Below are 26,121 nucleotides of genomic sequence, written 5' to 3' on the forward strand. Positions count from 1 at the left end.
CGGGTGGGACTGCTTTGCGCTGCCAGGCCGGCGCCCGGGCGCATCGCGTCCTACAATCATCCGATGAATGACTGAAGCCGCCCATGGACACGCCCACCCCTCCTCGACGCTCCCTCGTGGACGTCGCCGTTGACGCGATGCGCCAGCGGCTGGAACGCGGCGTGTGGCGTGTGGGCGAGCGCATCCCCATCGAACCCGAACTGGCCGCCGAGCTGGGCATGAGCCGCAACACGGTGCGCGAGGCCGTGCGCGTGCTGGCCTTCAGCGGGGTGCTGGAAGTGCGCCAGGGCGACGGCACCTATGTGCGCTCGGCGCTCGACACCACCGACATGGCCCAGGGCCTGAGCGGCGCCTCGCTGCGCGAGCACCTGGAGGTGCGCGCGATGCTGGAGGTGGAGGCCGCCCGGCTGGCCGCCCAGCGCCGCACGCCGGAGGACCAGGAGCGCATCTTCGCCGCCCTGGCGCTGCGCGGCGAGCGGCCGGACAAGCGGCGCAAGGACGTCTTCATCGAGCACGACCTGGCCTTCCACCGCGCCGTCGTCGATGCCGCGCACAACCCGGCGCTGGGCAAGCTCTATGGTTTCTTCGCGCGCGCCGTGCGGGCCACGCTCAAGGGCATGATGGCCCGCCCCGACCTGCCCGAGCCGGACTACGCGGCGCACGCGGCCGTGGCCGAGGCCATCGCCCGCCGCGACCCCGAAGGCGCGGCCCGCGCCGCCCGCGAGCTGCTCCAACCCATCCTCGACGCTCTCGACCCCCTGCCCCCGCCGCCTGCGTCCCCGGAAGCCTGAGTTGACCGCTGCCCCCCGTCCCGCCCGCTGCGTGGGCCTCTTGATCGCTGGCCTCGTCCTCGTCAGCCTCAACCTGCGCCCGGCACTGTCCAGCGTCTCGCCGGTGCTCGCCTGGATCCAGGCGAGCCTGGGCCTGTCGGCCACCGCGGCCGGCCTGCTGACCACGCTGCCGGTGCTGTGCCTGGGCCTGTTCGCGCCGCTGGCACCGCGCCTGGCCGCCCGCCTGGGGTCGGAGCGCACCGTCTTCGTCGTGCTGCTGGTGCTGGCCGCGGGCACGGCCTTGCGGGCGGTGCTGGGCGTCACCGGGCTGTTCCTCGGGGCCTTGCTGGCCGGCGCCTCGATCGGCGTGATCGGCGTGCTGCTGCCCAGCCTGATCAAGCGCGACTTTCCCCGGCACATCGGCACGATGATGGGCGTCTACACCATGGCGCTGTGCCTGGGCGCCGCGATGGCCGCCGGCGCCACGGTGCCGCTGATGGACGCGCTGGACGGAAGCTGGCGGGGCGCTCTGGCCGCCTGGGCCGTGCTCGCCGTGGCCGCGGCGGCGCTGTGGTGGCCCCAGGTGCGCCCCCAGGCCGGCGCCGCGCCGATGCCGCCGGGTGCGCCGCTGTGGCGCGACCGCCTGGCCTGGGCCGTGACGCTCTACATGGGCCTGCAGTCGGCCCTGGCCTACTGCGTGTTCGGCTGGCTGCCGCCCATCCTGATCGATCGCGGCGTGGCGCCGCTGCAGGCGGGCCTGGTGGTGTCGGTGTCGGTGCTGGTGCAGCTCGTCACCGCCTTCACCGGCCCTTGGATCGCGATGCGGCTGGGGCGCGACCAGCGGCCGACCCTGCTGCTGATGCTGGGCCTGGCGCTGGTGGGCTGGCTGGGCTGTGTGGCCGGGCCGCTGCAGGGCCTGTGGCTGTGGGCCGTGCTGCAGGGTCTGGGGCAGGGCGGGCAGTTCAGTGTGGCGCTGCTGCTCATCGTGCTGCGCTCGCCCGATGCGCCCACCGCGGCACGGCTGTCGGGCATGTCGCAGGGCGTGGGCTACACCCTGGCCTCGCTGGGCCCGCTGGCTCTGGGCCTGAGCCACGACCTGCTGGGCGACTGGTCGGCCGCCGGGCCGCTGTTCACGGCGGTCACGCTGGGGGCGGCTGCGGCCGGGTGGTTCGCTGCCCAGAATCGCCTCATCGAGGCGCGCTGAACGCCCCGGCGCTCAGATGCGTCGCGCCAGCACCTCGGCCAGGCCGGTGTAGCCCGCCGGCGTCATCGCCAGCAGCCGGTCCTTCTCAGCCTGCGGCAGCTCCAGCCCCTGGATGAACTGCTGAAGGGCCTCGCGCGTGATGGCCTTGCCGCGGGTGAGCTCCTTCAGGCGCTCGTAGGGGTTGGGCAAGGCGTAGCGGCGCATCACCGTCTGGATGGGCTCGGCCAGCACCTCCCAGGCAGCGTCCAGATCGGCGGCGAGCGCCTCGCGGTTCACCTCCAGCTTGCCCAGGCCGCGCGCGAGCGAGTCGTAGCCCAGCACTGCATAGCCCAGCGCCACCCCCATGTTGCGCAGCACGGTCGAATCGGTGAGGTCGCGCTGCCAGCGACTGATCGGCAGCTTCTGACTCAGGTGGGTGAGCACCGCGCTGGCCAGGCCGAAGTTGCCCTCGGCGTTCTCGAAGTCGATGGGGTTGACCTTGTGCGGCATCGTCGACGAGCCGATCTCGCCCGCTTGGGTCTTTTGCTTGAAGTAGCCCAGGCTGATGTAGCCCCACACATCGCGCGACCAGTCGATCAGGATGGTGTTGGCCCGCGTGACCGCGTCGAACAACTCCGCCATGTAGTCGTGCGGCTCGATCTGGATGGTGTAGGGGTTGAAGACGAGGCCCAGTTGCTGCTCGACCACGCGGCGGCTGAAGGCCTCCCAGTCGTGTTCGGGGTAGGCCGCGAGGTGGGCGTTGTAGTTGCCCACCGCACCGTTCATCTTGGCCAGCAGCTTCACTTGCGCGATGCGCTCGCGCGCAGCCGCCAGGCGGGCCACCACGTTGGCCACCTCCTTGCCCACCGTGGTGGGGCTGGCGGTTTGGCCGTGGGTGCGGCTGAGCATGGGCACGTCGGCCAGCCCGTGGGCCAGGGCGCGCAGGCTGGCGATCACGCCATCGAGCGCCGGCAGCAGCACCTGCTCGCGCGCGGCCTTGAGCATCAGCGCATGGCTGGTGTTGTTGATGTCTTCGCTGGTGCAGGCGAAATGCACGAACTCGCTGGCGGCCTGCAGCTCGGGCTGGCCGTCGAAGCGCGATTTGATCCAGTACTCGACCGCCTTCACGTCGTGGTTGGTGGTCTTCTCGATGTCCTTGATGGCCTGAGCATCGACCAGCGAAAAGCCGCTCACCAACGAACGCAAGTAGGCGCGGGCGCCGTCGCTCAGCGGCTTGAATTCGGCAAAGCCGGCATCGGACAAGGCGATGAACCACTCGACCTCGACCTGCACACGGCGGTGCATCAGGCCGAACTCGCTCAGCAGCGGCCGCAGCGCGGCCACCTTGGCGGCATAGCGGCCGTCGAGCGGCGACAAGGCGGTCAGGGTGGAGAGGTCCATGGCAGGCAGGCCGCAAGAGCGGGTCAGGGAAAACCCATGATTTTAGGCACTTGGGCGCAGCCAGGCGTTTCAGCGCGCCGCATCGCGAAAGACGGCGATGCGCTCGGCATCGGCCGGGTGGCTGGCAAAGGCGATGCCCAGCAACGAGCGGTCTCGGCCGCCTTCCTGGGCCCCGATCTTCTCGAAGAAGCGCACCATCGCCAGCGGCGACAGGCCCGCTGCTTTGAGGATGCGGATGCTGGCCTGGTCGGCCTCGCGCTCGGCCGCCCGCGAGTAGGCGGCCTGACCCAGCACAACCGGGGCGGTGGCCAGCCAGCCGCTGAAGTCGCCAAAGGCCAGGCTGGTGATCACCGCAAGCACACCGGTCTGCACCACCAGGCGCATGCCGTGGCGGTGCTCGACATGGCCCAGTTCATGGGCCAGCACGCCCACCACCACCTCGACATCGCCATCGACCAGCGTCACCAGCTCATCGGTCATCACGATGAGGCCGCCGGGCAGGGCAAAGGCATTGGGGCCGATGCGGCTGCGGTGGAAGTACACGCGGTAAGCCGGGGCCTGGCCGGGGGGATAGGCCGCCGCCACAGCCCGGTCGAAGGAGCGCTTGAGGTGCTCTTGCTGGGCCGGGGGCAGGGTGCTGGGCAGCAGGATCTGGCCCCCCAGGGTGTGCAGCGCCGATTCGCCCAGGCGCTGATCGACCGAGGCCGGCACGAAGCTCAGCACACCCCGGGCGGCAGCCGGCAGGCCCCATTGGTAGAGCACACCGGCCAGCACCGCCAGCAGGACCACGGCCCCCAGCGCACCGCGCCAGCTCTGCTGGGCGCGCTCGATCCACGAGCCTCGGTGCCCGGCGGCCGCACGCCAGGCATCGAAGGCCGCAGCGTCATCGGCGTGGAAACTGGCGCCGTCGGCCAGGTGGACGATGCGCCGGCCATGGCGCGTGCGCTCGGGCCACTGCACCTGCGCCAGCGGCACCACGCGGTCCAGGGTCTCGCCCTGTAGGCGCAGGCCCTGCGGCTCCAGCGTCGCACGGGCCGGGACGGGCCGGCTCGTGCGGCCGTCGAAGTAGTCGCCGCGGACCTCAGAGGCCGACATCGAGGCCCATCAGCTCGTCGCCCATCTCGGCGGCGGCATCGCCGGCCTTCGGGCGGATGGCCATCACGAGCTCGTCGAGGTCGACCCGGCTGACCAGCGTGACCGCCTGCAGCCGCATGCGCTGGTTGGCCACCGCCGCCCAGGGCCAGTACAGGCCCAGCGTCAGCAGGATCAGCAAGTAGTTCTTGAACTGCAAGGCCAGGTAGCGCCCAACCTGGAGCTCGCTGCGCAGGCGCAGGTAGCGGTTGCCGGTCTTGGTCCACACGAGGTTCTGCATGCGCACCGTGAAGTAGGGCAGCACCACAATGTAGAAGTACAGTCCCCCCACCACGAAGAGCACGCCCAGGAACATCAGCAGCAGAAAGAGCACCGGTGCCCCGCGGCCGGTGCCTGGCAGGCCGCCGAACAACAAGCCCACGACCAGGCCGGCCAGCAGCGCCGGCAGCAAAGCCAGCCCCAGGGTGCGCAGGTACACGCCATAGACCGGCCCCGGCCCCACGCGCAGCTCGGACTGGAGCTGCCCGAGCCGGTAGTGGTTGTGCTGGTACTTCTTCAGACGCCAGTGGAAATACGGCAGGGTGACCAGGAAGACGGCGAACACGCCGCCCAGCACCAGCGGCCCAACAGAGGCCGCGGACGCGGCCTCGGGCCCGCTGCGCACGGCATCCGCATAGGCCATCAGCGCCAACGGCACGAGCGACAGCGCCAAGGGCACGGCCAGTGCTTGGTAGGCTTCAGCCGTGCTGCCGGCAAAGCCGAAACGCAAGCCGCGCCAACTGGTGTGGGCGGTGCGAAACTGCAGGGCCGCGCGCAGCAGCAGCGGCCACAGCGCGCCCACCAGCACCGCGCCGATCAGCCCAGCCAGCGGCGAGACCTCCAGCGCCTGGGAATACACGATGAAAAGCAGGCCCGCCAGCACCGAGCCGCGCAGCATCTTCCTGGGCTCGCCATGGAAGTCCAGCGCATGGCCGGCCACCAGGGTGTTGCCATAAAAGTAGCGCAGCCGCCGCACCTTGGCCCAGGGGTAGTAGATCCCCAGGGTGACCAGCGTGAGCAGCAGGTTGACGATCCAGAGGCGGAAGTACTCGCTGCCCGAGCCGGTGAATTCCAGGGGGATGTGATGGGCCTGGTCGGGACGCAGCAAGCGCGAGAAGGCGCTGTTGGCCGGGCCCGGGCCGCCGATCGAGCTGACGACGCCGTGCAGGGCGCGGCTGTCGATGCGGGCCCCCGAGGGCACAGGCGCCCCGTGGGCCGCCGACGAAAAGGCGTTGTCCATGGTCGTTCCTCCTGGCGCGCCGATGGCCTTGCGGTCCGCCAGGCGCCTCCCTGTTTGGGGGGAACTGTAGCACCATGCCGCGAAGGCGCGCTCGCTAGAATCGCTCGCAGTGCTCGTCTGACCTGGAACCCCCATGAAACTCATCGGATCGCTGACCAGCCCCTATGTGCGCAAGGTGCGCATCGTGATGGCCGAGAAGAAACTCGACTATCGCCTGGAACTGGAAGATGTCTGGTCGGCCGAGACCCGGATCACGGCCTCCAACCCGCTGGGCAAGGTGCCCTGCCTCGTGATGGAAGGCGGCGAAGCGGTCTTCGATTCGCGCGTCATCGTGGAGTACCTGGACACGCTCTCGCCGGTGGGCCGGCTGATTCCGGCCTCGGGCCGCGAGCGGGTCGAAGTGCGCACCTGGGAGGCCCTGGGCGATGGCCTGCTCGACGCCAGCATCGCCGTGCGGCTGGAACAGACCTGGCCCGGCCGCACCGAGGCTCAGCGCAGCCCCGCCTGGATCGACCGCCACTTGGCCAAGGTGCACGCCGCCCTGAAGGCCATGAGCCTGGGCCTGGGCGAGAAAGTCTGGTGCACCGGCATCCACTTCACGCTGGCCGACATCGCGGTGGGCGTGGCGCTGGGCTACCTCGACTTCCGCTTCCCTCAGATCGACTGGCGCGAACCCTATCCCAACCTCGCCCGTCTGTACGAGAAGCTGGCCCAGCGCCAGAGCTTCATCGACACCGCCCCGCCGAAGGCCTGAGCGTCGTCATACGACGGCACCGCCGAGGGCGGAGTCTGGTGGCGCCTCGCTCGGGGCAGGCACCGGAAAGCGCAGATCCACCTGCCAGCCCTCGGGGTGCGGGCCCACCTCCACCTGGCCGCCCAACAGCGCAGCGCGGCGCTGCATGTTGGCCATGCCGCGCTTGCCGCCTTGCAGGCTCAGCGCCGGGGTCTGGCCGGCAGCGGCGCGCTGGCGCAGGCCGTTGTCGAGCACGGTGATGCGCAGCCGCTGCCCCTCGCGCGCCAGCGTGAGCCACACCACCGTGGCCTGGGCATGCTTGATGATGTTCGTGAAGGCCTCGCGCACGATGCGCAGGATCTGCAGCGTGTGGCCGGCCGGCAGCCGCGCATCCAGCGCATCGTCGTGCACGTCCCACACCAGCCGGATACCGGCCGCGCGCAGCGAGGGTTCGAGCCGAAACCGCATCTCGGCCAGCGACTCGCCCAGGCTGTGCTGCTCGGCCTCCAGGGAATCGAGCGTGATGCGCAGCTCGGTCAGACAGTCGTCCAGGGCCATGCGCAATTCCTGCACCGCACCGGCGTCGCCGTCGCCCGGCGGCATCTGCCGGGCCAGCGCGATCGCACTGACCAGGCGGCCGCCCAGGCCGTCGTGCATGTCGCGCAGCAGGCGGTCGCGTTCGGCCATCACGGCCTGCTGGCGGTCCGAGTCGCGGCGCTCCTGGTAGATGCGCTCGAGCTCGCGCTCCTTGGCTTCGAGCGCGCTGCGCAGCCGCCGCGTGGCCTCGCGCTGCGCGGCCAGGCTGCGGGCATAGTCCTCGACGAGCTGCCACACCATCACGAGCATCAGCGCCAGGATGGCATAGCGCGTCCAGGTGTAGGCCTCGTAGTCGTGCCAGACGCGAAAGACGATCCAGTCGCGCAACCCGAAGACACCGCCGGTGGCCGCCGCCGCCAGCAGCAGCCAGCCGGTGGGGGTGCGCTGGCCCAGGGCCAGGCGCGCCAGGAAGCCGGCCGTGATCACGGTCACCAGCAAGGTCAGCAGCAGGTGCACCGTGCGCAGCACCGGCAGGTTGAAGACCGCGTTGGCCAGCGACAGGCCCACCGCCACGGCCACGAAGCTGCCCATCCACCGACGTGCCACGGGACCGTCGCGCTGCACCAACGTCAGCAGGAACATGCCCATGCAGGCGACGAAAAGCGAGTACGACAGCTCGAAAACCCAGTGCAGCAAGCCTGCCCAGATGCCGGGGTCGTGCACATGCAAGGCACTGACCCGCCAGGCCCAGATCAGATTGCCCAGGCCGAACCAGCCATAGACCATCTGGCGCGTGCGCCAGGCCACCAGCAGCGCCAGCGCCCCCAGCGTCGCGCTGGTGCTGGTGAGCACCCAGGCCCCGCGCACCTGAAGGTTCATCGCCTGCTCGTACATCGGCTCCAGTCGCGGGGCCGGCCCCACCCAGACGCTGGACAGCCCGGCTTCGCGGCGCGGCTCGCCGATCACGTCGATCACCAGCTCGTTGCCCTGGGCACGCACCAAGTGGCGCGGCAGGCGCAGCAGGTGGGGCTCCTGGCCATAGTTGGGCAGGGGCCGCCGCTCCTCGCCCACCGACAGGACCAGCTCGCCGTTGAAGCGCACCCGAAAGACGTTGCCCACCCGCCGCAGGAAGATCGCGGGCTGCTCGCCGGCCAGCGCCTGCGCCGGCAGCGCCAGGCGGTAGCTCGCCCGGCCGTCGCGGTGCGGGGCGGTGTGTTCCCAGGCATCGGGCAGCGCCACACGGCGGGGCGGCTGCGCAGGCTGGGTGTGGTCGGTCAGCTCGGCCTGCACCAGGCGGTGGACATCGGAACCCTGCGCCGAGGCGGCCATCCCGAACCCCACCAGGGCCAACCCGGCCAGCAGCCACAGCCAGCCGCGGACCCCACGGCACCGCCGTGCCCTCATGGTTCAACCGGCCAGACCCAGGGCAGCACGATGGCCCACCTGCAGCTTGGCGTAGACGGCGCGCACATGGGTGGCCACCGTGTGGGCCGACATCATGAGGCGCTCGCCCACCTCCTCGGCCAGGTAGCCCTGCGCGACGAGCCGCAGCACGGCATGCTCGGGCGGGCTGAGCTGCGGGTCCTCGGCCGACGGTGCCGCACCGTCAAAGCCCGAGGGGCCGGACTCGGCATGGCCAAAGCGCCTGAGCAGGTAGCGGGCGATCGCCGGCGAGATCGGCGATTCGCCGTCGGCGGCGCGCTGCACCGCATGGATCAGATCGCGATCCGCACAGCCCTTGAGGAAATAGCCGTCGGCGCCCGCTTCGATCGCATGGATCACCTTGGCCTCGTCGCCGAAGACAGAGTAGACCAGGATGTGCGGCCGCCACGGGCCCGAGAACAGGCTGAGCTCGCGGATCAGGTCGGTGCCGTCCCCGTCGGGCAGGCCCAGATCGGACAGCAGCACCTGCGGGCAGCGCCGGGGCAGCTCCTCGCGCGCCACGGCCAGGCAGTCGGCATGGCCCACGCACTCGATCCCGTCAGCCTGGGCGAGGGCGTCAAGCACATGGCGTGCGAGCAAAGGGTCGTCCTCGACCAGGTAGACGGTGAGCACAGAGGGAGCAGCAGCGACGAAGTGATGATCGATGGTAATCAACGAGGTCCGCACCCGGCAGCCCCGCGGTTGGGGGGCTGGGCTGCGACAATCGCCCCATGGCCCCCTCCCACACCCCTTTGACCGAAGCCGAGCTCGACCGGCTGGAACAACTGCTGAACTCGCTGGCCGAGCGCAACGAGGCCGTGCCCGACCTGGAGCAGCTCGACGGCTTCCTCGCCGCCCTGGCCTGCGGGCCGCGGCGCATGACCCTGGACGAGGCACTGCCCGTGCTGCTGGGGGAGCCCCCGCCCTTTGCCGACGAGGCCCAGCGCCAGGAGTTTCTTGAGCTGGCCGGCCGCCGAGCCGCCGAGGTGCTGCGCGCCATCGAGGCCCCGGTGCAGCGTCTGGACGACGAGCGGGCCCTGAGCCCGCTGCTGACCGACTGGGAGGCGGTGCGCGAGCACACGCCCGAGGCCGAGCGCGGCGCCCCGGAGAGCTGGCCCCGCCTGGGGGCCGTCTGGGCCGGTGGCTTCCTGCAATGCGTGGACGCCTTCGAGGACGACTGGCTGCTGCCGGCCGACGACCCCGGCAACGAGTTCGTCGACGGCTGCCTGCAGCTCTTCGAGATCCTGGCCAGCGACGAGGCCGAGATGCCACCCGAGGCCCGGGCGATGAGCCCCGACGAGCGCCTGGCCGATGCCCTATGGGCCGTCTACGACCTGCGCGACTTCTGGCGCGAACGCGCCTCGCGCCAACCGGTGGCCACCGTGCGCAAGCCCCCCGAACCCGGCCGCAACGACCCCTGCCCCTGCGGCAGCGGGAAGAAGTACAAGAAGTGCCATGGGGCGCCGGGCGGCGGCGCCTGACCCTCAAGCGGTCTGCCGCAGCCACACCAGCCAACCCGGCACAGGCCGGCGCTGGTCTTCGCGTAGAGCGTGCGGCTGCAGGTCGGCCACCTCGAAGCCGTGCTCGGCGGCGAGCCGCTTCAGGTAGTTCGATGAATGGCCGTAGGTGAGGCTCGGTCGCAGCACGAAGTCGCGCGCCTCATCCCCCTGCTCGGCAGAGAAGGCAAACACGCCCCCGGGCTCGATCACACGGCGCACGCCGGCGAACACGGGGGCGAGATCGCCAATGTAGATGAACACGTCGGCCGCCGCCACGAGGTCGTAGCGGCGCTCGGTCGTCTGCAGATGCGCCACCAGGTCGGCCTGGGTCACGTCGCGATACAGGCCGCGCTCGCGCGCCTTGGCCACCATGCGCTCGGACAGGTCCACCGCATCGACCACTGCGGCCAGTGGGGCCAGCAGCGGCGCACACAGGCCGGTGCCGCAGCCCAGGTCCAGCGCCTGGGCAAAGCGCCGCCCGGCCAGAGGGCCGAGCAGGCGCTGCGGCACGTCGTAGTGCAGCACGTCGACCAGGTGGTGGTCGAAGTCGTCGGCGTAATCATCGAACAGGCTTTGTACATAGCCGGCCGGCGCCACCGCCGGCGGGGCCTGGCGCTCAGCCACCGACGCGAGGAAGTAGCGCGTGGTCTCGGAGTCGTCGCCAAGCGTGAGGGCTCGCTTGAAAGCATCGGCGGCTTCCTCCAGGCGCCCGGCCAGGCGCAGGAGGCTGCCGCGCCGGCTCCAGGCCAGCGCACGGTTCGGGTCGATAGCCAGGCAGCGGTCGTAATCGGCCAGGGCCTCCTCGTGGCGATCGAGCTGCAGCAGCACTTCGCCGCGGCACAGCCAGGCCTCGGCCTGCTCGGGTTGCACGCGCACGAGCTCGTCGAAGGCGGCCAAAGCCCCGTCGAGTCGGCCCAGGCGGCGGCGCACGACGCCCAGGTTGCTCAGCGTGGACGCTCGGCCCGGCACCAGCGCGAGCGATTCGCTGAAGGCTTGTTCGGCCTCGATCAGCCGGCCGGACTCCAGGTGGGCCAGGCCGTCGAAGAAGAGCGCCTTGGCGCGTTCAAAGGGCTCGCTCATGCGGGGATCACTCCGTCGGCCTTGAACATGGCCTTGATGCCGCGGACCGCCTGGCGGATGCGCGATTCGTTTTCGATGAGGGCAAAGCGCACATGGTCGTCGCCATGGTCGCCGAAGCCGATGCCCGGCGAGACACAGACCTTGGCACGCGCCAGCAGCTGCTTGGAAAACTCCAGCGAGCCGAGCTCGCGGTAGCGCTCGGGGATGCGCGCCCAGATGTACATCGAGGCCTTGGGAGTCTCGACCGGCCAGCCGGCCTCGTGCAGGCCCTTGACCAGCACGTCGCGGCGGCGCTGGTATTGCGCGGCGATGTCCTTCACGCACTGCTGGTCGCCTTCCAGCGCGGCGATGGCAGCCACCTGCACAGGCGTGAAGCTGCCGTAGTCGTGGTAGCTCTTGATGCGCGCGAGCGCGGCCACCAAGTCGGCATTGCCCACCATGAAGCCCACACGCCAGCCGGCCATGTTGTAGCTCTTGCTCAGCGTGAAGAACTCCACCGCCACATCCTTGGCGCCGGGTACCTGCATGATGGAAGGCGCCTTCCAGCCGTCGAAGACGATGTCGGCATAGGCCAGGTCGTGCACGACGAGGATCTCGTGCTTCTTGGCCAGCGCGATCACGCGCTCGAAGAAGTCGAGTTCCACGCATTGTGCGGTGGGGTTGCTCGGGAAGCCCAGCACCATCATCTTGGGCTTGGGGTAGCTGCCACGGATGGCGCGCTCCAGTTCGGCGAAGAAGTCCACACCGGGCACCATCGGCACCGAGCGGATGTCGGCGCCTGCGATCACCGCGCCATAGATGTGGATGGGATAGCTCGGGTCGGGCACGAGCACGGTGTCGCCGCGGTCCAGCGCGGCCAGCATCAGGTGGGCCAGGCCCTCTTTGGAGCCGATGGTGACGATGGCCTCACGCTCGGGGTCGATGTCCACGCCGTAGCGTCCTTGATACCAATGCGCGATGGCGCGGCGCAGGCGCGGGATGCCCCGCGAGGCCGAGTAGCCATGGGTGTCGGGCCGCTGGGCCACCTCGGCGAGCTTGGCCACGATGTGCGCCGGCGTCGCACCATCGGGGTTGCCCATGCTCATGTCGATGATGTCCTCACCACGGCGGCGGGCGGCGAGTTTGAGCTCGGCCGTGATGTTGAAGACGTAGGGGGGGAGACGGTCGATGCGCGCAAAGCGGCGCTGACCTGCAGTGCGGGTCATGGAGGCCTTTCAACGTGAGCGCCCGGAACCGTCCGAGCGACGTGGGCCGCACCCGATCGTGCGGCTTGTTCGCATGCTATCAGCACAGCGGACATGTCCGGGCAATGGACCATTGCCAAATCCGCAACGATCGCTCACACCAACCCGCCCGATCGGCCGACAACCCGCATTCAGACAGGGGATGCGGGCCCTCGTCCAAGGGTTTCACGGCCTCCGAGGGCCTGTTGCATGCAGCGCAAACCCGTTCTTGACACTGGGGTTTCTACTGAGTTTTCGGGGTTTACCCTGGTTCACTTCGGCCGGCGCGTCGCGTTCCCCCGCGAGCGTCCGGGCCGCAGCAAAGCGCCCGGAACGTCAACCCATCCCTGAGGTAGAAGACATGAAGAAATCGCTCATCGCGCTCGCCGTGCTTGGCGGCCTGGCCGCCGCGGCTCAGGCTCAATCCAGCGTCACGCTGTACGGCCGTGTCGACCTGGGCCTGAAGTACGGCCTGGGCGACGACATCACGCGTTTGGAGCAAGGCTCGGGCAGCCGCCTGGGCGTGCGTGGCGTGGAAGACCTGGGCGGTGGCCTGAAGGCCCTGTTCAACATCGAGCACCGCTTCAAGGCTGACACCGGCGCTGCCGACAGCACCTTCTGGGCTGGCCGTTCGGTGGTGGGCTTGGAAGGCGGTTTTGGTCAGGTCGTGCTGGGCCGCGAATACACCCCGGCGCGCAACATCGCCAACCGTGCCGATCCGTGGGGCGGCGATACCGTGGGCAAGATGGAGCCCATCCTGTTTGGTGGCATCCTGCCCACGCGCCAGGACAACTCCATCACCTATTCCTCGCCCAGCTTCGGCGGGCTGCGCGTGCAGGCACAGTACGCCCTGGATGAAGCCGACACCGGCGAAGACTTCTACGGGGTGAACCTGTCGTATGGCGCGGGCCCGCTGTCGCTGGCGTATGGCTACAACAAGTCCGGCGTGGACGACAACACCTGGCACCTGGTCACCGCTGGCTACGACTTCGGCGCCTTCCGCCTGGTGGGCGCGTACGGGCAAGGCACGCCGGAAACCGGTGCCGACAAGCACCGCAGCTACATGATCGGTGCCACTGCCCCGGTGGGCGCCGGCGAGGTCAAACTGGCCTACGGCAAGCTCGAGGAGGTCGATCCGGACAGCGATGTCTCCAGCAAGTTCGCCATTGGCTACCACTACGCCCTGTCCAAGCGCACCACGGTGTACTTCGACGTGGCCAACGACCGCGAGCTGTCTGACCACAAAACCGGCGTCGATTTCGGCCTGAAGCACAACTTCTGATCGCAAGGTTTGCAACTATCTCCTGGGGGCATCTGCCCTCGAGAGATTTCAGGGCCCCTGGCGACAGGGGCCCTTTTTTCATGCGGGCCGGCTTTCGGCTAAGGTTGCGCCCATGCTGCGCTACCACACCGTCCCCGTCACCCCCTTCCAACAAAACTGCTCCATCGTCTGGTGCGACGACACGAAGCGCGCCGCCATCATCGACCCGGGCGGCGAGCTGCCGCGCCTGCTGGCCCAGGCCGAGCGCCTGGGCGTCACACTGGAGCAGATCTGGCTCACCCACGCCCACATCGACCACGCCGGGGCTGCGGCCCAGCTCGCCCGCGAGCAGGGGCTGCCCATCATCGGCCCGCATGAAGGCGATCAGTTCTGGATCGACGCGCTGCCCCAGCAGGGCGCGATGTTCGGCTTCCCGCCCAGCGAACGCTTCACCCCCACGCGCTGGCTGCACGACGGCGACACCGTGACCCTCGGGAACTGCACGCTGCAGGTGCGCCACTGCCCCGGGCACACGCCCGGCCATGTGGTGTTCTTCTCGCCGCAGGCCCGGCGCGCCTTCGTGGGCGACGTGCTCTTTGCCGGCAGCATCGGCCGCACCGACTTCCCCGGGGGCGACCATCAGACCCTGATCGACGCCATCACCCAGCGCCTGTGGCCGATGGGTGACGATGTGATCTTCATCCCGGGCCACGGCCCCGAGAGCAGCTTCGGGCAGGAGCGGCGCACCAATCCCTTCGTGGGAGGCACCTGAAGGTGGCGCACAATCGGCGCACCTGTCCCGCGTGACGCCCTGCCCATGAACACCGCCGACCTGCACCGCAAGATCTTCCTGGCCCTGCTGCTCGGGGTGAGCCTGGCCTTCCTGGCCATTCTGTGGCCGTTCTACGGTGCCGTGTTCTGGGGCGCCATCCTGGCGCTGCTGTTCATGCCGCTGCACCGGCGGTTGCTGCGCCGCATGCCGCAGCGCCCGAACCTGGCCGCGCTGGCCACGCTGGCGGTGTGCCTGCTCATCGTGATCCTGCCGGTGGCGCTGATCACGGCTTCCCTGGTGCGGGAGGCCGCCGCGCTGGTGGCGCGGCTGCGCAGCGGCGAGCTCGACTTCGGCCGCTACCTGCAGCAGGTGCTCGACGTCCTTCCGCCCTGGCTCGACGACTGGCTGGACCGCCTCGACCTGGGCGACGTGGCCGCCGTGCAGGACCGCCTGGCCTCGGCCGCCGCACAGATCAGCCAGTTCATCGCCACGCAGGCCTTGGCGATCGGCCAGAACACGGTGCACTTCGTCGTGAGCCTGGGCATCATGCTGTACCTGCTGTTCTTCCTGCTGCGCGACGGCCAGGCCCTGTCGGCGCGCATCCGCCAGGCCCTGCCGCTGGACGAGGCCCACAAGCGTGACCTGCTGGCCAAGTTCGCCACCGTGATCCGCGCCACCGTCAAGGGCAACGTCGTCGTGGCCGTCACTCAAGGGGCGCTGGGCGGCCTGATCTTCTGGATCCTGGGCATCCAGGGCGCCGTGCTGTGGGCCACGCTGATGGCCTTCCTGTCGCTGCTGCCAGCGGTGGGGGCCAGTCTGATCTGGGGGCCGGTGGCGATCTACTTCCTGGCCACCGGCAGCTTCGTACAGGCCGTGGTGCTCATCGCCTTCGGGGTGTTCGTGATCGGCCTCGTGGACAACCTGCTGCGCCCCATCCTGGTGGGCAAGGACACCAAGCTGCCCGACTACCTGGTGTTGGTGTCCACGCTGGGCGGCATGTCGATCTTCGGGATCAACGGCTTCGTGATCGGACCGCTGGTGGCCGCGCTGTTCGTGGCCGCCTGGGACCTCTTCACCGCGCCGGCAGGCACGGCCCCTGCGCCGCGCGAGGACGGCTGAGCCGAGCGCCGCTCAGGCCGGGTCGAAGCGGCGCTGCGGACGCGGCGCGCGCTCGTACAGGGGCAACACGCGGGGCAGCACCGACTCGATCTCGCGGATGCGGGTATCCCCGGCCGGGTGGGTGGACAGGAACTGCGGCGGCGCGCCCTTGCTGGCCTGCATCATCTTGTTCCACAGGCTCACGCCGGCGCGCGGGTCGTAGCCGGTGCGCGCGCCCAGGTCCAGGCCGACGAGGTCGGCCTCGGTCTCGTTCTCGCGGCTGAACTTGAGTGTGAGCAGCTGGGCGCCCATGTTCAAGAGCAAGTCGCCGGCATGGCCCAAACCCAGCAGACTGGAAATCAGCCCGGCCCCCAGCCGGGTGGCTGCCGTCTTGCCCATGCGTTCGCGCGCATGCTCGCGCAGCGCGTGGGCCATCTCGTGGCCCATGATCATCGCCACTTCGTCGTCCGTCAGCTTGAGCTGTTGCAAGATGCCCGAGTAGAAGGCGATCTTGCCGCCCGGCATGCAAAAGGCATTGATCTGCTTGGAGCCGATCAGGTGGACTTCCCACTGCCACTGGCGCGAACGCGCATTCCAGGGATGGGCATGCGGGATCATGCGCTCGGCGATGAAGCGCAGGCGCACGAGCTGCGGATGCTCGGGGCCCGCCAAGGCCCGTTGCGCCTGGGCCTCGCGCAGCATCTGGCGGTACTGCTGCGCCGCGGCCTGCTCGATCTGCTCGGCGCTCACCAGCCGCGTGAAGCCTGAGGTGCCCCCCACGTCCACGCCGTCGCGCTGGGCCACGGCGGGCAGCGTCGCCGCCAGGCCGGCGGTCACGAGGGCGCCGGTGAACAGTCGCCGCCCAGGCTGGGCCGGCGCCAGACGCCCCGACCCGGCCGCGGCCACGGCAGCCATCGCCTGGCACAGCGCACAGTGGGCGCGTTCATCGGTGCGGGGGTGCAGATCGTCCATGCAGCCTCAGACTTCCTGGCGTTCCTGTTGTTCCAGCATCGCGCGCACCTTGCCCAGCAGCACATAGGCCGGGAAGGACAGCCAGAAGGTCAGGAAGAAGTAGGCCGCATAGCCCATCTCCTGCGCCCCGATGCCGCCGGCCCAGCCGGCCACGGCGCGGCTGAAGGCGAAGATCGACGAGAGGATCGCATATTCGGTGGTGGCCTTGGCGCGGCTGGTGATGGCCATCAGGAAAGCAAGAAAGGCCCCGGTGCCCAGCCCGCCGGTGAAACTCTCCAGGGCGCTGGCGGCATACACCGCCGCCTGATGGACCAGCGGCAGATCCGCCGGCTGCACGATGCCATCGGCGCCGGGCAGCACGCGCGGCACCACCCAGGCGGCCGCGGCATAGCCCAGGTTGGACAGGGCCTGCCACAGGCCCAACACCCACAAACCCTTGAAGATGCCCGCGCGGTCCACATACCAGCCGCCCACCAGGCCGCCGGCGATCGACAGCCCCAATCCCAGATTGACGCTGACCAGCCCGATCTGCTGGTTCGAAAAGCCGCTGTCCACCCAGAAGGGCTTGACCATGAAGCCCATCGCCGCATCGCCCAGCTTGAACAACAGAATGAACAAGATGATGGCCACCATGCCCGGGCGCGAGAGCAACTCCACCCAGGCACCGAAGACCGGGCCATTGCGCATCAGCGCCGCGCGCGGGCCATGGGCCGCCGTCACCATCAGGCCGGCGCCCATGAACATCAGGCCCACGGGGATCGCACCACGAAACCACCAAGTGCCACTGACCGCCACCACGGCCTCCCAGCCCGCGGTGCGGGCCAACGGCCCCAGCACCGGCCACAGCAGGCCCGCGAGCACCAGCGCCAGCGCCAGCGCCCACAGCGGTTGCTGGCGCAGCAGGCGCAGTTCCGTGGCCACGCTGCCCGGCGGCGTGCCCGGACGCACCGGCTCGCGCGGCGCGAACAGCACGATCAGTCCGTTGCCCACGAAGACGGCCGCCCCCAGCAGGTAGGCCATCGACCAGCCGAACCAGCCCGACACCATCAGCAGCGCGCCCGCAGTGAGCATGCCCACACGGTAAAAACCGATGCGAAAGCCATTGGCCAGGCCGTACTCCTTGCGCGTGAGCAGCTCGATGGTGTAGCCGTCGGTGGCGATGTCGTTGGTGGCCGAGAGCATCGTGAACGCACCGATGGCCACCCACACCCAGGGCCCGAAGCCCAGTTCGCTGGCGAACAGGCCCATCACCGCGGCCATGCCGAAGTTCGCGCCCGCCACCCACCCGCGGTGACGGCGCACCCAGTCCACCGCTGGCGCCCACAGGAACTTCACCGTCCAGGCCAAGCCCAGCAGGCTGAGCAGGCCGATGTCGGCCAGGTTCACGCCCTGCTGGCGGAAGTACACCGGAAAGATGTCGTAGAAAACCCCCAGCGGCAAACCTTCGGAGAAGTACAGCAGGGCCACCCAGAAGAGCTTGCGTCGATAGACAGAGGTGGGTGAGGGCTCACCGGCCGGCTTGGGTTGATCGGTCATGCGGCCATTCTAGGGAGGACCGATCGCCCCTCACCGGCGGTTCACCAGCCAGATGCCCACCGCGACGCCACACAAGGCCAGCGCCAGGCGCAGCGTGATCGCCTCGTCCAGCAGCAGCCAGCCCATCACCAGGCCGAACAACGGGGTGAGAAAAGTGAACGAGGCCAGCCGCGTGGCCGGGTAGTGACGGATCAGCCAGAACCACACCAGGTAGCTCGCGAAGGCCACGACGACGGCCTGGAAGAACATCGAACCCCACAAGGCCGCGCCGGCCCATGGCAGCGCCCAGGACTCGCCCGTGAGCAGCGACAGCGCCGTCAGCACCCCACCCGACACGGCAAGCTGATAGAACAGCGTCTTTTCCGGCGAAGCCGTGGCCAGGCGGGTGGCGCGGATGGCCAGCGTCGTGGCGCCCCACAGCAGCGCCGCCAGCACCGCCAGCGCATCGCCCAGCCACTGCGTGGAGCCGGCCGGCGCGGCCGCACCGCTCAACCCCTCGCTGAAGGCCAGCACCACCGCCGCAAAGCCCAGGCCCAGGCCGGCCATCTGGCGCATCGACAGGCGCTCGGCCGCACTGATGAAGGGCATGCCTGCGGCCACCACAAACGGCGAGAGGTACAGCAGCACCACCAGCCGCGAGGCCGCCGTGTGGCCCAGGCCGATGTAGATGCACACGAACTCGGCGGCAAAGAGCGCACCGGCCAGCAACCCCGGCCACCACGTCCCGTCGCGTGAGAACAGCGCAATGCCGCGCCACGACGCCCAGGCCCACACCAGCAGCGCCGCGAGGCCCGAGCGCAGCCCCGCCTGGGCCATCGGCGGCATCAGCGGCAAGGTGGCCTTGACGACGATCTGCTGCAGGCCCCACAGCAGGCAGCAGCCCAGCAACAGCGTGATCGCACGGGAATCGAGATGGGAGCGGCGCTCAATCATCCGATGATTGTGCCGCCTTCCGGGGCGCTGCGCTCAGGCGGCGTTCACCCGGACTGCAGCCAGCGCACCAGATCGCGTGCACCCATCGCCCCCGAGATGCGCCGCAGCTCCTGGCCGCCTTGCAGCAACACCATCGTCGGGAGGCTGCGGATGCGATGGCGTACCGACGTTTTGGGGTTCTCGTCGCTGTTGACCTTGGCGAACAGCACCCGGCCGCCCAGCTCGCGTGCGGCCTGCTCGAACTGAGGCGCCATCATCCGGCACGGAGCGCACCAGGGCGCCCAGAAGTCCACCAGCACCGGCAGCTCGGTGCGAGAGACCACGGCATCGAAGCTGGCATCGGTCAAGGCAACAGGTTCGGCCGGCATCAGAGGGCGCTTGCACTGCCCGCACACCGGCGCATCGCCCAAGCGCTCCTCAGGCACGCGGTTGAGGGTGAGGCAGTGGGGGCAGGCGATGAGCATGAAAGCCTCCGGGGGTTCTGCCTGGGAGATGGAGACGGCCTGTCGAAATACAAGTGACGGGGGCCGCCGGCGCACGTCAGACCGCAGGCCTGCCCGGTGGTGCCCGCACGCTCAATGCCCCCTTGAAACACCGTGCGGAACTTCACGAAGCCGATGCCGTTCTTGGCATATTCGTTCAGTTGCTCCTTGAACCCAGCCATGGAGTCGTGGACATAGTGGTCGAAGAAGTGTTCGACCTCGGGCGCCACAGGCGAAGCGAGCATGTACTCGACCACCTCATAGACATACCGATCGGCCCGGCTGGGTTGCAGGCCTGCGGCCTTGTGCATCGCCTGATGCAACTGAACCGCGCGTTGCGGCTGATAGTGCGGCTCCAACGGGTGGCCGCCCCCCAGGGTGGCCAGCCGGCGGATGAGGCAGTCCTGGGTGTGTTCGAGCGCCTGCTGGTCCTGGCGCGAGGCGCGTGTGTAAGGCGCGCGCTGCCGGAAGGTGTGGCGCTGCCTGAACCGGTGGTGGAAATAGGCCCCCATGTGCCGGCGATGCAACTGCTCCACTGGGGCCGGCCCGAACCCCATGGCCCGGACATAGGCGTTGAAGTCCTGGATCAACATATCGGAAGGACTGAACCCGTCCTGTTCGTCTTTACGCAATTCATCCCAAGGCAACAGCGGCACCCCCGCACGCCGTGCCTCGTGGTACATGCGCACACCGGGCAAGATGGCCATCATCCGATCCAGGCTCGGCGACACCCCCAGTTCGCCGGGGGCATAGCCCCCGCCGACATCGGAGTGGCCCCCCGGAAACATCACCTCCTTGGCATTGGCCGGGTACTGGTGGCCGGTGCGCACGGAATCCAGCGGGAAGCAAGCGCGCACCTCATGGCCGGCCACATAGTGCACGCACTGCTCCACGGCATGGTGGATGTCCATGCTGCCGTCCGCCCAGGCCTGGTGGCCGGTCAGCACGCCGTTGTCAAAGAGGTTGGCCATGCCCACCGAGGCCACCGTGTCGAACAGGCCCATGAAGCCGACCCGCAGGGGAATCCCGGCGAAGGTCCACCCTCCATGGGCAGGCGTGCACACCTCGAACAGCCAGTTGACGAAAGCCCGGGCCGCCGCCGCCCCTCTCGAAAAGCCGAACACCGACAGGTTGATCTGCTCCACCCTGGGCAACTGGCCCTCCAGCGCCCCCGCCAGATGGCGCTGCCACGTCTGCAAGGCCGTGCGTCGCTGTGCCGCCGGGCTGCCAATGCTGGCGAGCGTTTGGGCGATGTGGGCGGTGCGTGTGTCGTCCATTAGTCTGGCTCCGCGCACATACTCATGCACGGTATTCAGCACCTGCAATAACGCCCAGGTGATTCGATCTTCCCCCTTGTGAGCAAAAGCTCTTCCACGTGTCCCTCCGCTGTCGCCGATCTCCGCAAATGGTGTACCCACACCGGGCAAATAGATGCGGAAGTAGCCATCCTTTGGCGCCAGACGATGTGCCAAGAACAGCTTGACCACATAGGTGTGTTTGCGCTGGTGGGGCGGCCGATCCTCGTAATCCAGCTTCATGTTGTTGCCCGTGCCATCGAAAAACAGGCCGATATGCACCTGGCCGCTGCAGCGGGGCTCCATGCGCTGCGGCAGCGTGCAGCGCAGCGCATCAAGCCTTTGTAGGGTCTCGCGCGGCGACAGGTGGCGCAAGCCGTTGTGAGGGAAAGGTTCGGCGTTCTTAGTGCTCATCGCGATGGCTGACCTGGGCGGCGCGGGTAGGGAGGGTTGTAGTCTTTGTGATGAGGAGAAATGTTGCTGACCTTCACCAACACCTGATCGCCCGGCAGGAAGTGAACGTGCAGCCCAGCCCCGAGATCCTTTTCCGTGTAGGGCTGCACCTCCACCGTGCGCTCCTTCCAAGGGCCTTCGATCAAGACCTTCTTTCCTTCCCGGATGACCGGCTGCCCCTTTTCGTCACGCAACCAGTCTCCTTCTTCACGCCATGTGATCTTCACCGTCAGCCCAGGCTTCCAACGGCGTGGCAGCGTCACGCAGCAGACCACGCCCCCACCTCCCATTGGAAAAACATTCATCACACCCCCTTGCCCATTGATGTACAGCGTTGCGATGTACGTCTCGGTATGGTTCACCCCGATGTAGCTCATCGTGACCTTGTCGCGGTCGGCGCATCCGGCAACCAGCATCGCGATCAACGTCGCGGCGATTCGATGTGTGCCGAAATCCCTGAAGCATTTGACGGTGCGAGACCTCATGCCACCTCCTGCGGCCACAGTGCCGCCAAGCGCTGCGCCAAGGGCGCGGCCGTTGGATCCTGAGTATCCAGCAGGCGATGCAGGCGCGCGTCTTCACGCAGGCTGGGTTGCATCGTGCAGGAAGCGGTCAAGGCCACGAGGTCTGACATGGCCTGGATGCCATGTCGGTCGATGCGCCAGCTCACAGGTGGCCTGCACCTCGGCATGGAAAGCCGCCCGCCGGTCCCGGGGCAGGAGTTCGGGGGCTTGGTCGTGAAGGATGGAGATCACGGCATCCGGCAAGCCGGCATCGATCAGGGCGCTCCACTCTTGTTCATCCAAGGTGAAATCAGCGGCCGGTTCGGTGCCGGCCTGCACGCCAGGCAAGGCCTGTAGCCCCCCCCGTGCGGTCGACGAACCACCATTGTTCGACCGGATGCCTGAGCATCGCCCAGTGGCCAGGCTTCAGGCATCGCGGCAAGTATTCGAGGACCCGGGTGTCCGCCAGCCGCAGCACAAAGCTCTGTCCGTCATCCAGGCGCACTTCCAGCGCATGACGCCACGCGCTCAGCAGCGCATCGATGCCATGCGCGACCTTCAGAAAGCTGAGCATCGGGCGTCCCAAGGTGTGCGCCCACAATTGCCGCAACGCCGGGCCCCGCAGCACGCCGGGCCCTCCGAGCTCCAGCAATAGGGGCCCGGACTCGCACAGTTGGTTCAGCGGCGTTTCTGCATAGAGCCCGTGGCGCGGAAGCCCCCAATCGGGAGACCCTTTGGGGGCATCGAACGCCTGATCCAGCAAGGCATACCACCCTTGCGCTCCGCTCGCAGCCCAGCACGCTTCCAGGTGGCGGGTCAGTGCATCGAACCGAATCCCGTCGGTCGCAAAGTAGAACCTGCGCATCACCGCACCTTGGCCAGCGCCGAGCCGGATTGGAGCGCCTTGAGCAAGCATTCCAGACACAGGTGGTTTGGAAGACGCGGCATCAAGGGCTGCACCCGCTTCGCCCCGAGCATGCGGATCTGCGCGGCCTGGATGCGCAAGGTGCCCGGGCAGTGCACCTGCAGGCCCTGGGCGCTCAGGGTGATGCGTGCGCCGCCGGCGGTGGCCAGGGTGAGGCTGCGCGGCGCGCCAGCCCCTCACAACGCCCCGGGCCGCGGCCTGATCGTGGCGGTGATCGCATCCCACAACGCCAGCACCTGCCCTTCGCTCAGCGTGGCCCGTGTCAAATCGGGAATCATGGCCTGCTCCTCCAGACTGCGCGGCGGGGACGGAATGTAGTGGCCGTTGAAAAGCTCAATGGTCAGAAAGGGACGAGCGACACCCTGCGCGTTTTGGTCCGTCTGCACGACGGCTGTGTGTCCGTTGACTCGCGCGGAAGTGACCTTGGCAGGTTCTCGGGCCACAAATTCTTCATAGCCGTCGTGCCCGATATTGCGTGGCACGAGTCGCAAAATTTCGATGCCAGAACGGCGTGTGTCCCGCTCGATCTGTGAGCGTCTTTGCAACAGTCCTGACTCGGGCCGAGCCACATTGCTGCCATCACCGCTGATGCTGCTCAGTTGCACGAACACATCCGGCGCATCCTTGAGGTGATAGTTCACATAGAACTGCCCCGCCTCGGCCTGCGCTCCTCGATAGAACCCATGCGCAAAGCAGTCCCCCGGCTCGCGAGGAATCTCCTCCTGCGCCCGCCCCCTCACGCGGCTGTATAACGTCAGCAGGTGAGTGAACTTTTCTTCGACGTTGGTGTAGTTGTTCGATGGGTCATTGGCCAACGGCTCGTCCAACGAATAGTCCACTGCCTTGACCGAAGCCTGTATCTCAAAGCCGTCTTGCCAAGCCATCAGCTCCCAGATGCGCGAATAAGCATAGCTTTCGGCGCGATTGAAAACCTTGCCGATGCCCACGGGCACATCGCGCACGTCCATCAGCACAGGTTCGTTGTCAATGACATCGATGACTTGCTTTTGCAACTCCTCGGTGCGGCGCTGCAAGCGCGTCTCGAATACGGTCTTGGTCATGGGCCGCACGCTCACCTCCACGCCTTCGATCTCCACCCGGTCCACCGGGTTGAGCACAAAGGCCTCGGGCAGGTCGATGAGGTGGCGGCCAATGCAGTGCGTGCGCATGCGCGCGGTGAGCTTGTGGACGAATTGGGCTTCTTCAGGGGTCATGGCAGGCGTGCGCGGGGAACAGGCGATCAAGGCCGCCAGCGGGGTGCAGGCGGCCGCAGCAAGCAGGCGGCGGCGCGTGAGCGTCATCTCAAGTCCTCGTACATCATGTAGTCCGACTGTCGCACCTGCTGCACCAGCCGCACGATGGCACGCAGCGTGAAGTGCAAAGCTTTGACGCTGGCCTCGCCTGCCTTGGGGTTGTAGGCCGGCTCGTGCTCGACAGGCACGCGCAAGAAACCCTCGCAGTGCGAGCGCACCGCCAAGCCTGAGCGCGCCGGCACGGTGCCGTCGCCGGGCTCGTCCGGGGCGCTGATCGTGAAGGCGGCCGGGATGCGGCTGCTCGGGTGCAGCACCGTGCGGGTGTCTTCGGTCTTGCTGAACTCACGCAGACCCACCCGCGAAGCCAGGGGGCTGTGCATCCAGCGCTGCGGCGGCTCTCCTGCATCGCTGGGTCGTTGCCAGCTCACCGTGCCATAGGCCTTGTGCTGCGCGCTGTCGCCGCAAAAGGCGTGGGTGTGTGGGTGGTAGCGGTGGGCGATTCTTTGGTGGAACCTTTTTGCATCGCGGATGTACTTTTTGAAAAGCTCCCAATCCGCCTCCATCTGCTGCTTGCGCTTGACGGGGTCTTTTTCCTCGTTGAGCGGGTTGATGAGTTCCTGGTCGCACAGGCCCCACCAGGCATCGCGCACGGTGTAGATCTCGCCGTAGGGGTCGCCGTTTCGCGGCAAGGCCACTTCTTGAGCCCCGGCGCGCACTCTCAGCCAGCCGTTGCCATACTCGGCGCTGGGCAGCAACTGCAGCGGCCCCGGCGCACTGGACAGCACCGCCGTCACCTCGGCCGCATCGGCGCCCAGCACTTGGGCCACGCCCCAGCCGCCCTCGGTGCCGGCCTTCATGCGCCGGTACACCGCGGCCGCGCCCACGGCGGGCATCACCCCGTGCACGATGCCGTAGATCTTGTCCCGGTAGCCCAGCACTTCCGAGCAATAGCGTGCCACCAGCCCGCCCATGCTGTGCGTGACCAAAATGACCTTGTCGCAGCGCATGCGGTCGGTGCGGTGGTAGCGATGCAAGATCTCGTCAATGCGCCGGCCCAGGGCCTGGGCGGATTGGTCGTTGCCTTGCAGCCAGTTGTAGCCAAACGCATGCACCGGCAGCCGGTAGCGGTAGCTCAGGCGCACCTCGTCATAGCCCAGCACCGCCTCGCCTTGCTCGGCCCCCAGGCCGTGGGACATCAGGTGTACGCGCAAGCCTTGCTTGCAGGTCTCGTAGTCGTTCAGATGCGCTTCCAGCCAGCGCAGCGCCGCCCCGTAGCTCATCGCCGCCACCTCGCCCCAGCCGCGGCGCTTGAACTCCTCGGCCGGCAGCTTCAGGTCGGTGGGTACCTCGCCCTCGTTGTCCACGGTCATGGCTTCGGGGCGAAGGTATGTTTTTCTCTGCTTGGCGCTCTTGCCAATCCACGACGCCGCGGCCCAGGCTGAATCCATTCTCCAGCGGGGACCTTCTTGTTTGGGTTTGAGATTGCTGCCCATCACCCCGGGCACGAAGATGACGGGGATGATGCGGTCGGGCACCATGTAGCACACGCCGATGGAGTCGTCGGGCGGGCTCATGCGCGAGCGCCAGTAGGCGCGTCCGCGCGAGTCGTATTGCACGGGGATGATGCGTTCGCGAGGCTGGGCTTCGGTCATGAGCGCAGGTCTTCGTTCAACAAGGCAAGCTGCAGGTCTTCGCAGAAGTCGCTTTTTTGTAAGCCGGTGCGGCCGCTGGCGTTGAGGCCGCCGCGCACCGTGCCCGCCTGAGGACGGGTGAGGTCGTAGCGGCGTTGTGTCAGCGGCGTTTCATCGAAAGGCCAGCGCAGTTGCAGTTCTTCGTCAAAGGCCGCCGCCTGCGGCATGGCGTTCATCTGGTGTGCGTAGCTGCGCGCCCCGAGCATGCGGATCTGCGCGGCCTGGATGCGCAAGGTGCCCGGGCAGTGCACTTGCAGGCCCTGGGCGCTCAGGGTGATGCGTGCGCCGCCGGCAGTGGCCAGGGTGAGGCTGCGCGCCGCCGTGGCGTCCAGGTGGGCCGCCGCGCTTTGGATGTCCATCGCCTGCTGCGCAGCCAGCTCCAGCCGGTCGCTTTGCGCCTGGAGCTGCACCGCGCCTTGGGCGGCCACCAGGCTCAGCCCCGACGATTCGCCAGCGGCCGGCGCCGCACCGGCCAGCACGCTCAGGGCTTGGCCGCTGTGCACCCGCCAGGCGCCGCCGGCGCTGTGGTGCTGGTCCTGCCCGGCGCCCAGGTGCACGCTGTGCTCGGCGCTGGCGATCACGTCCTGGCCGGCCGTCCAGACTTGTTGGGCTCGCGCCTGGGCGTGCACGAGGGCGGTGGCGCTGTGGGGCAGTTCGGCGTCGGGTGGAGCCGGGTCCACCGATGGGGCGGCGGGGTCCCAGCGCGCGCTCACCCGCCCTTGCAGGCT

25 protein-coding genes are annotated in these 26,121 nt (G+C 68.5%); 7 read left to right on the forward strand and 18 right to left on the reverse strand.

The window, feature by feature from the left end; all coding sequences use genetic code 11:
- The first annotated feature begins 83 nt into the window (after positions 1–83).
- Positions 84–791 (forward strand): FadR/GntR family transcriptional regulator, encoded by a 708-nt coding sequence (locus AC1ECW_RS13760; RefSeq protein ID WP_409703180.1) that lies wholly within the window; start codon positions 84–86, stop codon positions 789–791.
- 1 nt (position 792) lies between these two features.
- Positions 793–1,974 carry a CynX/NimT family MFS transporter gene (locus tag AC1ECW_RS13765; RefSeq protein ID WP_481202053.1) on the forward strand — a complete coding sequence of 394 codons (1,182 nt, stop codon included), beginning with the start codon at positions 793–795 and terminating at the stop codon, positions 1,972–1,974.
- A gap of 12 nt (positions 1,975–1,986) precedes the next feature.
- Here the strand turns inward: AC1ECW_RS13765 and purB are convergent, their stop codons facing one another.
- The 3 genes from purB to AC1ECW_RS13780 all read right to left on the reverse strand — a co-directional run bounded on the left by purB (position 1,987) and on the right by AC1ECW_RS13780 (position 5,725).
- Entirely contained in the window at positions 1,987–3,354 is a 1,368-nt protein-coding gene (gene purB / locus AC1ECW_RS13770; RefSeq protein ID WP_409703186.1) for an adenylosuccinate lyase, read from the reverse strand.
- A gap of 69 nt (positions 3,355–3,423) precedes the next feature.
- Positions 3,424–4,449 (reverse strand): M48 family metallopeptidase, encoded by a 1,026-nt coding sequence (locus AC1ECW_RS13775; protein ID WP_481202054.1) that lies wholly within the window; start codon positions 4,447–4,449, stop codon positions 3,424–3,426.
- Positions 4,436–5,725 carry a YjgN family protein gene (locus tag AC1ECW_RS13780; RefSeq protein WP_481202055.1) on the reverse strand — a complete coding sequence of 430 codons (1,290 nt, stop codon included), beginning with the start codon at positions 5,723–5,725 and terminating at the stop codon, positions 4,436–4,438. Before AC1ECW_RS13780 ends, AC1ECW_RS13775 begins: the two co-directional genes overlap by 14 nt.
- Before the next feature lie 133 nt (positions 5,726–5,858).
- Between AC1ECW_RS13780 and AC1ECW_RS13785 the strand changes: the two genes are divergently transcribed.
- On the forward strand, positions 5,859–6,479 hold the full coding sequence (locus AC1ECW_RS13785) for a glutathione S-transferase family protein (protein WP_409703194.1): 621 nt from the start codon (positions 5,859–5,861) through the stop codon (positions 6,477–6,479).
- Positions 6,480–6,485: 6 nt separating this feature from the next.
- Here AC1ECW_RS13785 and AC1ECW_RS13790 read toward each other — a convergent pair whose 3' ends face one another.
- Together AC1ECW_RS13790 and AC1ECW_RS13795 are read right to left on the reverse strand one after the other, a co-directional pair.
- Positions 6,486–8,399, reverse strand: coding sequence for a sensor histidine kinase (locus tag AC1ECW_RS13790; protein ID WP_409703197.1), 1,914 nt, complete (start codon positions 8,397–8,399; stop codon positions 6,486–6,488).
- 3 nt (positions 8,400–8,402) lie between these two features.
- Positions 8,403–9,092, reverse strand: a complete 690-nt coding sequence (locus AC1ECW_RS13795) for a response regulator (protein ID WP_481202056.1) — start codon at positions 9,090–9,092, stop codon at positions 8,403–8,405.
- A gap of 56 nt (positions 9,093–9,148) precedes the next feature.
- Between AC1ECW_RS13795 and AC1ECW_RS13800 the strand changes: the two genes are divergently transcribed.
- The gene (locus tag AC1ECW_RS13800) at positions 9,149–9,898 is read left to right on the forward strand and encodes a UPF0149 family protein (RefSeq protein ID WP_409703203.1); all 750 of its coding nucleotides are present in this window, start codon (positions 9,149–9,151) and stop codon (positions 9,896–9,898) included.
- A gap of 3 nt (positions 9,899–9,901) precedes the next feature.
- On the opposite strand, the gene AC1ECW_RS13805 is transcribed toward AC1ECW_RS13800, so the two are convergent.
- Together AC1ECW_RS13805 and alaC are read right to left on the reverse strand one after the other, a co-directional pair.
- Positions 9,902–10,996: a class I SAM-dependent DNA methyltransferase gene (locus AC1ECW_RS13805; RefSeq protein ID WP_481202057.1), complete on the reverse strand. Its 1,095-nt coding sequence runs from the start codon at positions 10,994–10,996 to the stop codon at positions 9,902–9,904.
- Positions 10,993–12,201 carry an alanine transaminase gene (alaC, locus tag AC1ECW_RS13810; protein WP_409703209.1) on the reverse strand — a complete coding sequence of 403 codons (1,209 nt, stop codon included), beginning with the start codon at positions 12,199–12,201 and terminating at the stop codon, positions 10,993–10,995. Before alaC ends, AC1ECW_RS13805 begins: the two co-directional genes overlap by 4 nt.
- Positions 12,202–12,580: 379 nt before the next feature.
- Between alaC and AC1ECW_RS13815 the strand changes: the two genes are divergently transcribed.
- From AC1ECW_RS13815 to AC1ECW_RS13825, 3 genes are all read left to right on the forward strand, one after another.
- Positions 12,581–13,501, forward strand: a complete 921-nt coding sequence (locus tag AC1ECW_RS13815; RefSeq protein ID WP_409703212.1) for a porin — start codon at positions 12,581–12,583, stop codon at positions 13,499–13,501.
- A 112-nt stretch (positions 13,502–13,613) separates the two neighbouring features.
- Positions 13,614–14,252 carry an MBL fold metallo-hydrolase gene (locus tag AC1ECW_RS13820; protein ID WP_409703215.1) on the forward strand — a complete coding sequence of 213 codons (639 nt, stop codon included), beginning with the start codon at positions 13,614–13,616 and terminating at the stop codon, positions 14,250–14,252.
- A gap of 45 nt (positions 14,253–14,297) precedes the next feature.
- A complete protein-coding gene (locus AC1ECW_RS13825; RefSeq protein WP_409703218.1) occupies positions 14,298–15,371 on the forward strand; it encodes an AI-2E family transporter in 1,074 nt (357 codons plus the stop codon).
- Positions 15,372–15,383: 12 nt separating this feature from the next.
- Here the strand turns inward: AC1ECW_RS13825 and AC1ECW_RS13830 are convergent, their stop codons facing one another.
- From AC1ECW_RS13830 to AC1ECW_RS13880, 11 genes are all read right to left on the reverse strand, one after another.
- Positions 15,384–16,322, reverse strand: coding sequence for a M48 family metallopeptidase (locus AC1ECW_RS13830; protein WP_409703221.1), 939 nt, complete (start codon positions 16,320–16,322; stop codon positions 15,384–15,386).
- A gap of 6 nt (positions 16,323–16,328) precedes the next feature.
- A complete protein-coding gene (locus tag AC1ECW_RS13835; protein WP_409703224.1) occupies positions 16,329–17,858 on the reverse strand; it encodes an MFS transporter in 1,530 nt (509 codons plus the stop codon).
- 30 nt (positions 17,859–17,888) lie between these two features.
- Entirely contained in the window at positions 17,889–18,791 is a 903-nt protein-coding gene (locus AC1ECW_RS13840) for a DMT family transporter (protein WP_409703227.1), read from the reverse strand.
- A 44-nt stretch (positions 18,792–18,835) separates the two neighbouring features.
- Positions 18,836–19,255, reverse strand: coding sequence for a thioredoxin TrxC (trxC, locus tag AC1ECW_RS13845; RefSeq protein ID WP_409703230.1), 420 nt, complete (start codon positions 19,253–19,255; stop codon positions 18,836–18,838).
- Positions 19,159–20,982, reverse strand: a complete 1,824-nt coding sequence (locus AC1ECW_RS13850) for a T6SS phospholipase effector Tle1-like catalytic domain-containing protein (RefSeq protein WP_481202058.1) — start codon at positions 20,980–20,982, stop codon at positions 19,159–19,161. The genes trxC and AC1ECW_RS13850 overlap by 97 nt, the downstream gene beginning before the upstream one ends.
- Positions 20,979–21,506, reverse strand: coding sequence for a DUF3304 domain-containing protein (locus tag AC1ECW_RS13855; RefSeq protein ID WP_409703237.1), 528 nt, complete (start codon positions 21,504–21,506; stop codon positions 20,979–20,981). Before AC1ECW_RS13855 ends, AC1ECW_RS13850 begins: the two co-directional genes overlap by 4 nt.
- A 93-nt stretch (positions 21,507–21,599) precedes the next feature.
- The gene (locus AC1ECW_RS13860) at positions 21,600–21,863 is read right to left on the reverse strand and encodes a hypothetical protein (protein WP_409703240.1); all 264 of its coding nucleotides are present in this window, start codon (positions 21,861–21,863) and stop codon (positions 21,600–21,602) included.
- Positions 21,835–22,389: a DUF4123 domain-containing protein gene (locus AC1ECW_RS13865; RefSeq protein ID WP_409703243.1), complete on the reverse strand. Its 555-nt coding sequence runs from the start codon at positions 22,387–22,389 to the stop codon at positions 21,835–21,837. The genes AC1ECW_RS13860 and AC1ECW_RS13865 overlap by 29 nt, the downstream gene beginning before the upstream one ends.
- 236 nt (positions 22,390–22,625) lie before the next feature.
- The gene (locus AC1ECW_RS13870; protein WP_409703246.1) at positions 22,626–23,750 is read right to left on the reverse strand and encodes a T6SS immunity protein Tli4 family protein; all 1,125 of its coding nucleotides are present in this window, start codon (positions 23,748–23,750) and stop codon (positions 22,626–22,628) included.
- Positions 23,747–25,354 carry an alpha/beta hydrolase gene (locus AC1ECW_RS13875; RefSeq protein ID WP_409703249.1) on the reverse strand — a complete coding sequence of 536 codons (1,608 nt, stop codon included), beginning with the start codon at positions 25,352–25,354 and terminating at the stop codon, positions 23,747–23,749. Before AC1ECW_RS13875 ends, AC1ECW_RS13870 begins: the two co-directional genes overlap by 4 nt.
- On the reverse strand, positions 25,351–26,121 hold a 771-nt coding region (locus tag AC1ECW_RS13880), incomplete at its 5' end, for a DUF2345 domain-containing protein (RefSeq protein WP_481202059.1). The genes AC1ECW_RS13875 and AC1ECW_RS13880, both read right to left, overlap by 4 nt.

Source organism: Caldimonas hydrothermalis (assembly GCF_056746695.1).